The organism is Caballeronia sp. NK8 (assembly GCF_018408855.1).
In the GTDB taxonomy this organism is placed as follows: Bacteria; Pseudomonadota; Gammaproteobacteria; order Burkholderiales; family Burkholderiaceae; genus Caballeronia.
The window spans coordinates 1117251-1130118 of record NZ_AP024325.1 but is presented as its reverse complement, the minus strand read 5'-3'; the positions used below and the strand labels follow the sequence as shown (position 1 = coordinate 1130118).

Annotated in this window: 13 protein-coding genes; 3 read left to right on the top strand and 10 right to left on the bottom strand. The window is 62.2% G+C overall.

Annotated elements, in window-relative coordinates:
- Positions 1 to 6 precede the first annotated feature (6 nt).
- The 4 genes from NK8_RS30500 to NK8_RS30485 are packed head-to-tail and all read right to left on the bottom strand — an operon-like array spanning position 7 to position 3919.
- On the bottom strand, positions 7 to 372 hold the full coding sequence (locus tag NK8_RS30500; protein WP_213231886.1) for a glyoxalase: 366 nt from the start codon (positions 370 to 372) through the stop codon (positions 7 to 9).
- Between the two features lie 52 nt (positions 373 to 424).
- Positions 425 to 1504: an ABC transporter substrate-binding protein gene (locus NK8_RS30495; protein WP_213231885.1), complete on the bottom strand. Its 1080-nt coding sequence runs from the start codon at positions 1502 to 1504 to the stop codon at positions 425 to 427.
- Between the two features lie 23 nt (positions 1505 to 1527).
- The gene (locus NK8_RS30490) at positions 1528 to 2553 is read right to left on the bottom strand and encodes an aldo/keto reductase (RefSeq protein WP_213231884.1); all 1026 of its coding nucleotides are present in this window, start codon (positions 2551 to 2553) and stop codon (positions 1528 to 1530) included.
- A 22-nt stretch (positions 2554 to 2575) separates the two neighbouring features.
- On the bottom strand, positions 2576 to 3919 hold the full coding sequence (locus tag NK8_RS30485) for a Rieske 2Fe-2S domain-containing protein (RefSeq protein WP_213231883.1): 1344 nt from the start codon (positions 3917 to 3919) through the stop codon (positions 2576 to 2578).
- Positions 3920 to 4053: 134 nt separating this feature from the next.
- Between NK8_RS30485 and NK8_RS30480 the strand changes: the two genes are divergently transcribed.
- Together NK8_RS30480 and NK8_RS30475 are read left to right on the top strand one after the other, a co-directional pair.
- Positions 4054 to 4851 carry an IclR family transcriptional regulator gene (locus tag NK8_RS30480; protein WP_213231882.1) on the top strand — a complete coding sequence of 266 codons (798 nt, stop codon included), beginning with the start codon at positions 4054 to 4056 and terminating at the stop codon, positions 4849 to 4851.
- 42 nt (positions 4852 to 4893) lie between these two features.
- Entirely contained in the window at positions 4894 to 5859 is a 966-nt protein-coding gene (locus NK8_RS30475; RefSeq protein WP_213231881.1) for a PDR/VanB family oxidoreductase, read from the top strand.
- Positions 5860 to 6476: 617 nt separating this feature from the next.
- Here the strand turns inward: NK8_RS30475 and NK8_RS30470 are convergent.
- From NK8_RS30470 to NK8_RS30455, 4 genes are read right to left on the bottom strand one after another with little or no spacing between them, the layout of a single operon-like run.
- Positions 6477 to 7760, bottom strand: coding sequence for an MFS transporter (locus NK8_RS30470; RefSeq protein WP_213231880.1), 1284 nt, complete (start codon positions 7758 to 7760; stop codon positions 6477 to 6479).
- A 46-nt stretch (positions 7761 to 7806) separates the two neighbouring features.
- A complete protein-coding gene (locus NK8_RS30465) occupies positions 7807 to 8307 on the bottom strand; it encodes a hypothetical protein (protein ID WP_213231878.1) in 501 nt (166 codons plus the stop codon).
- Entirely contained in the window at positions 8298 to 9434 is a 1137-nt protein-coding gene (locus tag NK8_RS30460) for a zinc-binding dehydrogenase (RefSeq protein ID WP_213231876.1), read from the bottom strand. Before NK8_RS30460 ends, NK8_RS30465 begins: the two co-directional genes overlap by 10 nt.
- Before the next feature lie 5 nt (positions 9435 to 9439).
- Positions 9440 to 10726 (bottom strand): aromatic ring-hydroxylating dioxygenase subunit alpha, encoded by a 1287-nt coding sequence (locus NK8_RS30455; protein WP_213231874.1) that lies wholly within the window; start codon positions 10724 to 10726, stop codon positions 9440 to 9442.
- Positions 10727 to 10873: 147 nt separating this feature from the next.
- Here NK8_RS30455 and NK8_RS30450 point away from each other — a divergent pair, with 147 nt between their 5' ends.
- Positions 10874 to 11200: a non-heme iron oxygenase ferredoxin subunit gene (locus NK8_RS30450; protein WP_162070661.1), complete on the top strand. Its 327-nt coding sequence runs from the start codon at positions 10874 to 10876 to the stop codon at positions 11198 to 11200.
- 21 nt (positions 11201 to 11221) lie between these two features.
- Here NK8_RS30450 and NK8_RS30445 read toward each other — a convergent pair whose 3' ends face one another.
- Positions 11222 to 12139, bottom strand: coding sequence for a GTP-binding protein (locus NK8_RS30445; protein WP_213231872.1), 918 nt, complete (start codon positions 12137 to 12139; stop codon positions 11222 to 11224).
- Positions 12140 to 12152: 13 nt separating this feature from the next.
- On the bottom strand, positions 12153 to 12863 hold the full coding sequence (locus NK8_RS30440; RefSeq protein WP_213231870.1) for a class II aldolase/adducin family protein: 711 nt from the start codon (positions 12861 to 12863) through the stop codon (positions 12153 to 12155).
- Positions 12864 to 12868 lie beyond the last annotated feature (5 nt).

Genomic DNA, 12868 nt, shown 5'->3' with positions numbered 1-12868 from the left:
TCCGCGTCAGAAGGGCACTTCGCCCACGTGCCACAGCACGCCCGAAGGATCGAACACGAAGCCGACCTTCATGCCCCAGCTTTGTATCGCGGGCGCGCGAGCGGGATTGACGGGAAAGCGCTCGCCCAGTGCCTCGGGATTCGTCTCGCGCCACCAGGCGTCGACATCGCGTACGAGCATTTGCAGCATGCAGTTTTCCGCGAATTCCTTCACATAGAAGTTCTGCAGGATGAAGCTGAAGCTGCCGGACTTCAGCATCGCGATGTTGTCGTCCTGATGCGTGATGCGAAAGCCCAGTGCTTCGTAGAAGCGTTTGGACAGATCGAAATCCTTGGCAGGAACGAAAGGGCGCAGGGCGAGGAGTTGGTTCATCGTAACGAATCAGCGTGACGGAAGCCACAGTGTACCGTCCCGCCGATTCATTTCACGAGCCCGATGCGTGCAGGAAGATCTTGTTGAACGTTCTGTTCCATTGGCCTCGTTCCTGCATCGTCATGGCCGGATCGGCGAGCGCGACGTTGACGCCCTGCATCGGCGAAGCGACATTGCGATTCGTCGGCACATAGTCGCGCGACACGAGAATGCGCTGCGCATCGACCGATAGCAGATAGTCATAGAGCAGCAGCGCGGCCGCCGGATGCGGCGCGTGCGTCAAGAGCGCGACGCCGTTCGCGCGGGCCGCCGCCGGCTGCAAAACGAACCAGTCGATCGGCGCGCCACGGCGCTTCGCCTGCGCGGGCATGTAGTTGTAGACCTCCAGCGCGAGCGGCACTTCGCCCGCCACCACGAGATTGTTCAGCAACGAATTGCCCGTGCGGGCCGCGACGCCGTTCGTATCGACCAGCGTGCGGAAGAACTCGATGCCCTTGTCGCGGCCCATCTGCGTCGCGACTGTCGCGAACCAGTCGGCGCTTTTCGCTTCGATGCCGAGCTTGCCCTTCCAGTGCGAAGCGAGCAGATCGTCGTAGGTCTTCGGCAGATCGGCGGGTTTGATGAGCCGCGTGTTGTACGCCTGCACCCAGACCGAGAGCATCGTCGATGCCCATTGCCGATGCTCGGGCACGACATGCGGTGCAAGTTCCGCGAGCACGGGCGATGAAACCGGCGCGAGCAGTTTCTCGCGCCGCAGCGCATCGAGATACGACGAACCGGTATGCACCGCATCGACGATATAACGATGCCCCTGCGATTCCGCGACGATGCGTTGCACCACTTGCTCGTCGCCCGCGCGCCAGACATTGACCTTGATGCCATAGCGCGATTCGAAAGGATCGATGAGCGGCGCGACATCGGGCTGCGCGATCGACGTATAGAAGTTCAGTTCGCCTTCTTCCTTCGCGGCAGCGAGAATCTTTTCGGCGCGATCCGGACCTTCGTATGACGCCAGCGCGAGATTCGGCTGCGGCTGCGATTCTTTCGCGCAGGCCGCGAGCGGAAGTCCGGCCGCGCCGAGCGCGAAGGTCGCGCCGGCAAGCCGCATCACGTCTCTTCTCGTCATTGTCATGGGGACGCGAACCTCCTTCTTCGTCATGATGACGCCGTTTCCGCGAAATTGCTTTGCCATACGCGTTCGAGCCGGGCGTTGAGCGCGTCGGGAAACGGGCCCATGCCGGAAACCGCGCATAGCTCTTTGAGTTGCTCCATCGAGGAGAATCCGCCGAGCGCCGTCGTCACGCCGGGATGCGCGAGCACGAAACGAAAGGCGGCCTGCGCGAGCGATATGCCCGATTCGCGCGCGAGGAAACTCACGCGCGCGGCGCGCTCGCGCATCGTCCCGGCATCGGCGGCGTTGCCGGACACATCGCGCGCGAGCGGATGATGTCCCTCGCCCGCGATGCTCTGATCGGACAGAAAGCCGCGTGCGAGCACGCTGTAGATCGCGGCGCCCGCGCCGGCCCGGTACGCATCGTCGAGTACGGCGCCGCCGTCCTTATCGACGGCAAGGTTAGCGGGCAGCACCATGCCCGCGCTCGGGTTGAGCAGCGTGTAGGGCACGTTGAGCAGGCTGAACATGCCGGTTGCGAGCAGCTCGCGCACGTAAGGCGCATCGTTGCCGCGACAGACGAAGCCGGCATATCGCACCTTGCCCGCATCGATGACACGCCTCACACCTTCGAGCACGCCGCGTCGCGCGAAGAAATGCTGCACGCCCAGCGTGTGATAGTCGCGGCCAACTGGCGCGCGCATTCCGCACACGGGCGCGTTGTGAACCTGCAGCACGTCGAGATGATCGACGCCCAGTTCTTCCAGACTCGATTCGACAGAGCGCACGACATGTTCGGCGATATCGTCGAGATTCTCCGCGCGTATCTCGACCTTCGAGTTGAGCAGCGGTCGCGCGCGAAGCGTGCGCAGCACGCGGCCCAGATTTGCTTCAGCGCCGATGTAATCGGGCGCGACATCGAAGTAATTGATGCCCGCTTCGAGCGCCGCCTCGACGATGCGCAACTGCTCCTCGAAACTGCCGCGCACCATGAGGCCTGCGTTGCCGCCGCAGCCGAAACCGATCTCGGACACCTTCAGATCCGTGCGCCCGATGCTTCTGTATTTCATCGCAAGCCTCTCTCGCGCTCGATCAGGTCGTGCTCGCGCTGGCTTCGCGCGCGGCGATTTCCGCGTCCTCGATGCGGCGATGCAGGTCCTTCACGTCTTCGATGATCGGGCCGTAGCGATCCGCATCGTCATTGAAGAAGCCGCGATGATAGAGCTTGCGAAAGTTATGCTTGAGCAGCGGCTTGCTGTAGTCCGGCGCCTCGCCCGAGCCATAGATGATCTCCGGCGATTCGTCGCGCCAGAAGTTGATCGGTTCGAGCCCTTCCTCGACGCGTCGAATCTGCTCGTCGAGCTGCCTGCGCAACAGCACGATGGGAATGTCGGTGCGGCCGAGCAGTTCCTTCGAGCGATCGGTGATCGCGCCTTGTGCGTCCCATACGAGCGCGTCCTGCGCCAGCACGTAATCGAGGATCGGCTTGCCGTTCTCGTCGTGACGCGGCGGCTCGTACCACGGCACGCTGTCCTGCTTCGGCGCATCGACACCCGGCGGCGCGGCATAGACCTGATAGCAGATGTGGTACGTGTGCTCGTCGTCGATCGGCACGCGAATCTGATACTCGCTGCGCGGCGCGCCGGTCTTGCCCGTCTGCGTGAAGAACGGAAAGATCACAGTCGAATGTTCGCGCGTGTAGTCTTCGTCCGCGCCCAGCTCCTTCGAATAGCGCACGCCTTTCGAAATGCCATGCTGGCTCGGATTCGCATACAGTTCCTTGATGCCGATGCCGGTCTTCAGCCGCGTATGCAAGGTATGCTCGGCACGCGCGGAGGCTTCTTCGTAACGTCCCTGCTTTTCCAGCACGTACTGGAACATATGACCGTGCGCCCAGGCGCTGTGCGTCGGATCGCCAGTGTTCTCGTGGCATTGCAGCCAGTTGCAGTCGATCTTCATGATGGCGATCTGGCGGATCGCGTTCGGCCATACGAAGAGGTCCCAGCGCGGCAGCGCGGGCGCGGGAAGCGGCCCGAGATATGCGAACACGAGTCCGCCCAGTTCCTGCACCGGATAGGCCTTCAGCTTCTGCTTGATCTCACCGCGCGGCGTGGCTTCCATCGGCCGCTCGACGCACTTGCCGTCTTCGTTGAAGAGCCAGCCGTGATACGGGCAGCGCAGACCGCAGTTATCGGGAATGCCGAACTTCAAATCGACGTTGCGATGCAGACAACGATCGCCGATCAAACCGAGCGTGCCGCTTTTGTCCTTGTAGAGCACGAGATCTTCGCCGAGCACGCGCACCTTGTGCACCGGGTTTTCGTCGTCGAGTTGCGAATATGGCGCGATCGGAATCCAGTAGCGCCGCATCAGTTCGCCGCCCGGCGTGCCCGGGCCGACGCGCGTGAGTCTTTCGTTCATCGCTGCACTCAGCATGTTCCGTCTCCGTGTTCAGGTGAATGCAGATTAGGGTCCGCTGTGCGTTCTGACAAGCGGCACAAATTCTGTTGGACAGAACCTCTTGCGCGGGCTATAAATTTCGTCATGAACGAATGTGAGGAGACGATGCGATGAACCTCGATCACCCGGCGCAGGCGGCGCATGCCGACGCGTCATTCGATGAAGCGAACGAGATCGACGACAAGCGTCCGCGCGTCGAAGCGGTCGAGCGTTCGCTTGCGATTCTTCAATGCTTTCGCCTGCCGGGCGAGGCGCTGTCGCTTGCGTTGCTCGCGCAGCGCTCGGGCTTTTACAAGAGCACCATCCTGCGGCTGTGTGCGTCGCTCGTGCACATGCGCTTTCTCGATCGCGACGCGAGCGGTCATTTCACGCTGGGTCCGGAATTGCGGCGTCTCGGCGCGTTGAGCCAGGCCGACGTGAGTCTCGAAGATCTGGTGCGTCCCGCGCTGCAGAAGCTGTCGACTTTCACGCGCGAGACTGCATCGTTCTATGTGCGAGACGGTGACGAGCGCATCTGTCTCTATCGCGTGAATTCGTCGCGTTCGGCGCGGCATCATCTGGACGAGGGTTCGCGTCATCCGCTGAAGGGCGGTGCGGCGGGCCGTGTGTTGTGGGCGTTCGATCCGCAATCGCGCGGCGAGGACGCGAGCATGCCGGTGCGCGCACGCGGCTGGGTCGTATCGAAGGGCGACCGCGATCCCGATCTCGCCGCGGTCGCGGTGCCGCTTCTGAACGAGCGCGGCGAACTGCTCGGCGCGCTGACGGTATCGGGCCTGCTCACGCGCTTCACGACCGATCAGGTGAAGGTGTTCCGCAAGATGCTGCTCGATACCGCCGCTGCGCTCAAGCCGCGCTTGCCGATGAAGAGCGTGCTCGCGAGCGTCGCGCATCGCGTCGGACAGGATTGATCTCGCGGCGCGACGACGCCGCACGTATGGAGGAGTGGTTTCATGTCTTTGCAGATGAACGCAGCCGATGCGCCGATGAACATGCGCGTGACGGCCATCCGTTACGCCGCCGACGATATCAACGTCTACGAAATCCGCCGTCCCGACAACGCGGCATTGCCGCGCGTGGAGCCGGGCGCGCATATCGACGTGCATATGCCGAGCGGGCTCATGCGGCAGTATTCGCTCGTGACTGCGGATGGCGATGAGCGCGCGTACCTCATCGGTATCAAGCGCGATCGCGCGAGCCGAGGCGGGTCGCGATTCATGCACGAGCAATTGCGCGTCGGGCAGATGCTCGATATCGGCGGGCCGCGCAATAACTTTCCTCTGTGCGAGACGGCTTCGCATACGGTGTTGATCGCGGGGGGGATCGGCATTACGCCGATCTGGTGCATGGCGCAGCGTCTGATGCGATTGAACCGGTCGTTCGAGTTGCATTACGCGTGTCGTGAGCGGTCTGAAGCGGCATTTCTCGATACCTTGACTGCGTTGCCGCAAGCGCGGTTGCATTTCGATTCTGAGCAGGAAGGTCGCGTGCTTGATATGCCGGGTATCGTTGCTCGTGCGCCCGAAGGCTCGCATTTCTATTGCTGTGGGCCGCAGCCGATGCTGAAGGGCTATGAAGACGCTACCGCTTCGATCGATCGGGAACGCGTGCATATCGAATACTTCGCGCCACGGGCGGTTGCTGCTTGTGATGGCGGGTTTGTCGTGCAGTTGCATCGCACGGGGCAGCAGTTCGAGGTGCCTGTTGGCAAGACAATTCTGCAGGTTTTGCGCGAAGGCGGGGTTGCGGCGCCTTATTCCTGCGAAGAAGGGATTTGTGGGGCATGTCAGGTGGATGTGGTGGAAGGGACGCCCGATCATCGGGATAGTGTGCTCACTGAGCGTGAGCAGGCTTCTTCGCGGACTATGTTGATTTGTTGCTCTGGGTCGAAGAGTGGGAGGCTTGTGATTGATTTTTGATTTTTTGTTGCCGGATCCCGTTAGCGTGTCGGTTTATTGGCGTTGCCCCTGTGCGGGGCGGCAGTCACTTTCTTTGCTGCTGCAAAGAAAGTAACCAAAGAAAGCAGCTTGAGCCGCCCGCGGTCACACGCAATTTGGGTGTTCTTCTCGTTGTTCGTGGCCTCTGTAGCGAGTGCCCTCGTAGGCCACATCGGGCTTGGACCGCGCACGGTCTGACAAGCTAGTCGTTTGAGCGCGCTGGTTCAGCACGAAAGAGTTCCGGCACAGCGCTACGCGCTGCCGTTCGGTGTGCAAGGGAAAACCGACGAGAAAAGAGAAACGCAGAAGCACACGCAAACCCGATGGACCGGTCGGCCGCGCAGCGGGCCGGAGCCATTTGGTGCTGAACCAGTCTGTTCCGTGGTGCGATGTGACAGACCGTGCGCGGTCCAAGCCGGATGGGGCCTATGAGGGCACTCGCTACTGAGCCCACCGCATCTGGCAAGCATGGCCAAACTGCGTGTGACCGCGGGCCGTGCCCTAGCTGCTTTCTTTGGTTACTTTCTTTGCAGCAGCAAAGAAAGTGACCCCCGCCCCGGGGAGGGGCAGTGCCAATAGACCGACAACAATTCAGGATTTCACGAAATTTCAGCAGAAGACTTATCGATCCCGATACCCGAAGAAGCAGTATCCAAACCCTTCCGAGGATCCCCTTGCTCAGGATAAACATAAGGCCCTAACCTGATAATAGAAATCACCGACAAGGCAACGAGCCCCGAAAACACCCACAACGCCAGATGATAAGACCGGGTGAGGTCATAACAGAGGCCGGAAAGAAAAATCATGATCCCCGCTCCCCATCCCCAGCAAGCCCACATACCCCCACACACGCGCCCGAAGAGGCGCAAATCGAAGTAACGGCTCACGATGAACGTGATGATGTCCGCCTCGGCCCCAATGCTGACACCGATCATCGCCGATGCAATCATCGCCGCATTCCCCGTCGCGCCTGCCGCGAGAATAAGCACCCCGCACAGCGTCAGACCAAACGACATCGCCGCGACATGAGGCGCGTGAACGCGGTCCATCAGATAGCCCGCGAACAAGCGCCCAACCGCCGACGCCAGTCCCGCAACAGAAAGCATCGTCCCTGCGGCGCGTACCGTTTCGCCGCGATCTGTCATCATCGGCACGAGTTGCGACAGCAAGGCAAGCAACACGCCCGACATGCAGAAGATCGCGATGCCCAGCAAGCGAAACGTGCGGTCATGACGAAAGATAGTCCAGAGCGAAGGCAGATCGGCACGTGCTTCCCGCGCGCGGCGCGCGATCGCTTCATCGACGCCGGGCGGCATCTTCACGAGAAAGTAGAGCGCGGGAATCGACAACACCGCCATCAACGCGGCCACGCCGAGATATCCCGTGCGCCAGCCGAAATGACGCAGCAGATAGCCCGCATATTGCGGCATCAGCATCGCGCCGATAGCCGTGCCGCCGACCGTCAACCCAAGCGCCAGGCCACGCCGATGATCGAAGCGCGCACACACGACCTTCGCGTACGGCAACGCATTGCTGCCCGGCGCGAAGAAGCCGACCGTCACGAACACCAGACAGAAAAGCGCGAGCGAAACCGGTATCACGCCGACGAACGCAATCGATCCTGCGAACAGCAGCAGAAACAGCATCGTCGGGCGCCGCACGCCGAAGCGGTCGATGAGCGAGCCGAGCACGATCGTGCCCGGCCCCATCGCGAACTCGAAGATGGTGAGGCCAAGCGAGACCTGCGCGCGGCTCCAGCCATTCTCGGCGGCGATCGCCTTGATGAAGGTGCCGAACATGAACGCCGATATCACGCCGGCGCCGACAGACAGGCAGATCGCGCCACCGAGGACGGTCCACCATCGATTGATGTCTTGCTTCACAGCCTTGTCTCCTGCATGTCCACGCGTGCGTGAACGAATGCGTTGTTCATGCGCCGAGCGCGGCGAGCAGATCGTCCAGATAGCCCGCGCTTACCGGCAGGATCAGCATCGTGCAATGAGGACGCAACAGATCGGCCGTGCCGGCGCGTGCGAGTTCATCGCGAGAAGGGCCGACCACGCCCGACACTGTCACGCCGCGATTGCGATACGCCTTCGCCGCCACGGCGCCCGCTTGCGCATCGTCGCCTTCGCGGCCCGCGATCACCACGAGGTCCGGCGCGCCGAGCCACGCGTTGAACGCGGACGTGTTCGCATCGACGCTGCGCAGGATGCTCGCGGCATCGGCGCCTTCGGTCTGCAATAACGCGGCAAGCTCGCTGGCGCGCACGAACTGCACATCGGCTCGCGCGCGCTCGGCGCATCTTCTCACTTCCGCATCGTCATCCGTAAGAGCAATGACCCTGATGCGACGCGGCGCGGAATTCGGGGCGCGTACTCTGAAGCGCGCTTCCGAGGACGCGTGATGATCGGATATCGTCACTTCCATGGATCGATCGTCATGTGAATCGCGCCTTCCACGCCTTCGCCCTGCAAGGTGCGCAATGCGAGATCGGTGTCGTCGAGGCCGAAGGTGTGCGTGCTCATGCGCGTGACATCGTGACGATTCGCGGCGATGAGTTGCAGCGCGAGTTCGACAGACTGATAGCTATGCCCGCGCATGCCCTTCACCGTGAGAAAGCGCGCAATGATCATGTCGCTGTTGAACTCGGGAATCGGCACGCGCTTCTGGCCGCCGAGCACGACCGTGCCACGCTTGCGCGCAAGCTGGATCGCGGACGTGACCGTCGACGGACCACCCGATGCGCAATCGATGACGAGGTCCGCCATCGCGCCGCCGGTCAGATCGGCGACGCGTTCGAGCACGTCTTCCTGATCGACTTCTATCGTGTAATCCGCGCCGAGACGCTTAGCGAGTTCGAGCCGCTCGCGATCTGTTTTCGTCGATAGCCCCGTCACGATGATCTTTGCCGCGCCGGCTTCACGCGCCGCGACGACGCACGACAAACCTTGCTGTCCCGGCCCCTGGATCACGACCGCCTGACCCGGTCCCGCGCCGCCTTGCAGATAAGCCCACTCGATGCCGTTGCCAAGCGGAAGCGCAAGCGCGGCATGTTTCGGCGCGACGCTCGAAGGTACGCGATGAAACACCGTATTCAGCTGAAGGTATTGATACTGGCTGAAGCCGCCCCAGAAACCCGGCGCGGTGCGCAGACCCGTTGCGCCGTAGCGCAGGCCATTGAGACGCCAGTCGGTTGCATCGCAAAGCCGGAACTCGTTGGAGAGACAGTACTCGCAATGGCCGCACGGAACGTACTCTTCCAGCGCGACGTAATCGCCTTCCTTCAGGCCCCAGCGGGCGCGCGCGAGTTCGCCCGCTTCCTCGATATGCCCGACCGTCTCGTGCCCGAGAATGAGCGGTCCGCGACTTTGCGGCAGTTGCCGATAGTACGGGCCGTCGCTGCCGCACACGCCCGTGATCGCGACGCGCAACAGTCCCGTCGAGGCCGTGACAGCAGGCCGCTCGAACGTCTGGATCTGCGTGCGTGATGGCTCGACTGCAACTGCTGCCTTGAAGGTACGCGAGGGTTCGCTATGTCGATGTGCTTCGTTCATGCTCGTCAGATGGTGGTGTGAGCCTTGCCCGCTTCGGCGTGAAGCGCATCGTGCGCGCCTTCCTTGAACGGCTTGTCGCGATGCAGGACGATCGCGACCGAGCGCACTTTCTGCGCTTCCGGATCGCGTCCGGGCGGCTCGACGCCTTTCTCGGCGAGCGCACGCGCTGCCTTCATCAAACGGTGACGCACCATGATGATGCCGTTGTCCGTCGATACGAGATTCTCGCGCGTGCGGTCCTGAATCGGTCCCATGCTTTCCTGCAGCGACGCGTCCTGCATCGCAATGCCTTCCACGCCGCTATACGTGATGCCCGCCTTTTGCGCGGCACGATCCATCAGATAGTTATTGGTCTTGTTCTGCAGCGGAATATACGTGCCCGGGATGTAGCGCACGTGAATGCCCTTGCCGTCTTTCATTGCCTGCACTTCGCTCTCGGTGAGATCGCGCGTCGGATGGTAGTCGAAGCTCCAGGCCCAGCAGTTTTCATCGTCGATCGGCACCCAGAAGTGACCGTGCACCGGGTGATCGCCACGCGGCGGAACCATCGTGAAGCAGGGCATGACCCACGGCGTGATGCGCCAGTAGTACTGGTCGTCCTCGGCATTGCGGCGTGCGCCGATGAAAAGACCGCCGTCCGATTCCACCACTTCGAACACCGGGCTCAGATCGGAAAGGTTGTACTGATTGCCGCGTGAACCCTTGAACAGCGGGTCCGTGTTGAGGCTGCCGCTGTGCAGGAACGAGACGTGGCTCGAATCGACGCCGCCTTCGAGCGCCTGCAGCCAGTTGCATTCCTGCAGACGCTTGCTCGTGAACGACTGGCTCGCCGGCACGGTCGAGAACTCGAATGCGGGCAGCGGCGGCTGTTCGTCCTGCGGACCCATGTAGACCCAGATCACGCCGCCTTGCTCGACGAGCGGATACGACTTCAGCTTGATCTTGTTGCAGTAGCCGCTCGCAGCGGGCTCCGACGGCACGTCGACGCATTGTCCGGTCACGTCGTATTTCCAGCCGTGATACGGGCAGCGGATGCCGCCTTGCTCGTTGCGGCCGAACCAGAGCGAAACGCCGCGATGCGCGCAGAACTCGTCGATGAGACCGAGCTTGCCTTCCGAATCGCGGAACGCGAGCATGCGCTCGGAAAGAAGCTGCAGACGCACCGGCTCGCCGCCCGGCTCCGCGAGTTCCTCGGAAAGCAGCGCGGGCAGCCAGAAGCGCCGGAACAGTTCGCCCATCGGAGTGGCGGGGCCGGTCTGCGTGACCAGATCGTTTTGCTCTTTTCTCAACATGATGCCTGCCTCAAGGTTTGCGTCCGTGTCTGGACGCGTTCTTTCGAAGTCTCTGTCGTTCGTTCCATATAAAGGAACGCTGTTCATCAAACAGGAACAAAGTTATCATTTGACCCATTCCATGTCAAACGGAGAAGGAGAGAACCGATGCATCAAGCTTGCGCATTTGCCCGTCTTTGCAAGGCCGGCGACGTGGCCGAGGGTCAGGCCATCAAGATCGAGAAGAACGGCCTCACGCTGGCCGTGTTCAACGTTCAGGGCGAGTACTTCGTGACCAACGACACATGCACGCACGGTCCCGGATCGCTGTCCGAGGGGTACATCGACGGCGACGTGGTGGAGTGCGATTTCCATAACGGCTCGTTCAACATCAGGACGGGCGAAGTCGTCGCGCCGCCCTGCATGATTCCGCTCAAGACGTACAAGACGCATGTCGAGGATGGCGAGGTGACCATCGAGATCGAGGGCGAATGAAACCTGCGCCGGCGCGCGTGGCTAGCGCGATGCGTTCGGCCTGACGATCAAGGTCAGGCCGCTTCTGACCGCGCTCGCCGGTCCTTCCGCGATGCGCGCGCGTGGATCGCCGCGCGCGAACTGCACCACTGCGATAGACTCGCGTCCCTTCAGCCGCACCAGGCCCTTCAATCTGAGCAACGACCCGCCATATCGATCGATGAGCGACTGAACGTGCGCGTTCAACGCGTCGATATCGGCTGCTTCGTCGATGGCGATGAAGTGCGTCGTCGCATCGTGCGAGCGCGGACGAGAGAACGGGCGCGTGAACGCGCGCTCGATGCGCTGCGCAGGGCGAGCGAGCAGCGCGAGCGCATCCTGCAAGCCGAAGCTGGCATGCGCCGAATGCCCGACGCGTTCGATGGACAACTGCGTGTCCACTGCAACGAGCGTTTGCGCGTCGACGAGATCCGTCTTCGTGACGATCACCGCATCCGCGCTATCGAGCTGCGCGCGCGCCTCGGGAAAGCTCGCGAGCGTATCGAGCGCATTCGGCGCGGCGATCGTCGTGAACGTGCCCGCGATGCGATAGCGCTCCTTCACGAACGCATTGAGACTGAGCGATGCGACGAGCGGCCCGGGATCGGCGAGTCCGGTCGTTTCGATGACCACCATCTCGAAGCGCGCGACGCTGCGATGCAGCCGCGCCCAGAACAGTTGTTCCAGCGCTTCGTTGAGCGCGGGCAGGCCGCTGCAACAGACGCAGGCATCGGCGAGCAGCATCGACGCATCGCCGGAGAACCCGAGCGTCGCGTGATCGATGCCCACCTCGCCGATTTCATTGACGATGAGCGCGGCGTTCGAGAAAGGCGCTTCCTTCAGCCAGCGCGCGAGCAGCGTGGATTTGCCGCTGCCGAGAAAACCGGTCACGACATAGACCGGTATGCGTTCGCGATGCATATGGAACGAAAAGCTAGCCGCGTTCGCCGAGTTTGCCCGCGTGATAGTCCCAGACCTTCTGCAGCAGGTTCGGCTTCCACAGATTGCGCCGGATCACCTCGATCTGTGCCTGATCCAACACGGCCGGTTCACCGAGCTGACTCGCAAGATATTGTCGATGCGCGTTCTCTTCCAGATAGAACGCGAGCACGAACGCTTCCAGAATGCTCGCCGCCGCGATCACCGAACCATGCGACTTCAGCATGGCGACGCGATGCGGCCCGAGCGCTTCGGCCAGTTCTTCGCCGAGTTCCTTGCGATTGATCGATGCGGTCTTCGGAAAGCGCTGGATCTCGCCGAGCACGGCCGCCTGCATGATGACGGGCTGGACCGGCTTGCCTGTCATGCTGAAGAGCGTCGACCATAACGGATGTGCATGAATCACCGAGCCCGCATCGGGCCGCCTGCGATAGATCTCCGAATGGATGTGAAACTCCATCGGCGGGGCGGCGTCGCCTTCGATCAGGTTGCCGTCGAAATCGATGATGACGATATCCGCCGCACTGAGCGCGCTGCGCGCCGACGCGCCCGAGTTGATCAGCATGCGCTCCTGGCCCGGCACGCGCCAGCTTGCGTGTCCGTTGAAATCGATGACTTCGGCGCGTTCCAGCATGAGGATCGCGTCGGCCAGCATGCGCTTCTGGCCGGTATGGTTCTGCGTTTGAATCGATACGGTCGAATTCATGACGT

Excerpts from the sequence above, each read along its gene's own strand:
- NK8_RS30490 (WP_213231884.1), bottom strand. The coding sequence starts at position 2,553 with ATGAAATACAGAAGCATCGGGCGCACGGATCTGAAGGTGTCCGAGATC.
- NK8_RS30440 (WP_213231870.1), bottom strand. The coding sequence starts at position 12,863 with ATGAATTCGACCGTATCGATTCAAACGCAGAACCATACCGGCCAGAAG.
- NK8_RS30455 (WP_213231874.1), bottom strand. The coding sequence starts at position 10,726 with ATGTTGAGAAAAGAGCAAAACGATCTGGTCACGCAGACCGGCCCCGCC.
- NK8_RS30460 (WP_213231876.1), bottom strand. The coding sequence starts at position 9,434 with ATGAACGAAGCACATCGACATAGCGAACCCTCGCGTACCTTCAAGGCA.
- NK8_RS30495 (WP_213231885.1), bottom strand. The coding sequence starts at position 1,504 with ATGACAATGACGAGAAGAGACGTGATGCGGCTTGCCGGCGCGACCTTC.
- NK8_RS30480 (WP_213231882.1), top strand. The coding sequence starts at position 4,054 with ATGAACCTCGATCACCCGGCGCAGGCGGCGCATGCCGACGCGTCATTC.
- NK8_RS30445 (WP_213231872.1), bottom strand. The coding sequence starts at position 12,139 with ATGCATCGCGAACGCATACCGGTCTATGTCGTGACCGGTTTTCTCGGC.
- NK8_RS30465 (WP_213231878.1), bottom strand. The coding sequence starts at position 8,307 with ATGGAAGTGACGATATCCGATCATCACGCGTCCTCGGAAGCGCGCTTC.
- NK8_RS30485 (WP_213231883.1), bottom strand. The coding sequence starts at position 3,919 with ATGCTGAGTGCAGCGATGAACGAAAGACTCACGCGCGTCGGCCCGGGC.
- NK8_RS30475 (WP_213231881.1), top strand. The coding sequence starts at position 4,894 with ATGTCTTTGCAGATGAACGCAGCCGATGCGCCGATGAACATGCGCGTG.
- NK8_RS30500 (WP_213231886.1), bottom strand. The coding sequence starts at position 372 with ATGAACCAACTCCTCGCCCTGCGCCCTTTCGTTCCTGCCAAGGATTTC.
- NK8_RS30450 (WP_162070661.1), top strand. The coding sequence starts at position 10,874 with ATGCATCAAGCTTGCGCATTTGCCCGTCTTTGCAAGGCCGGCGACGTG.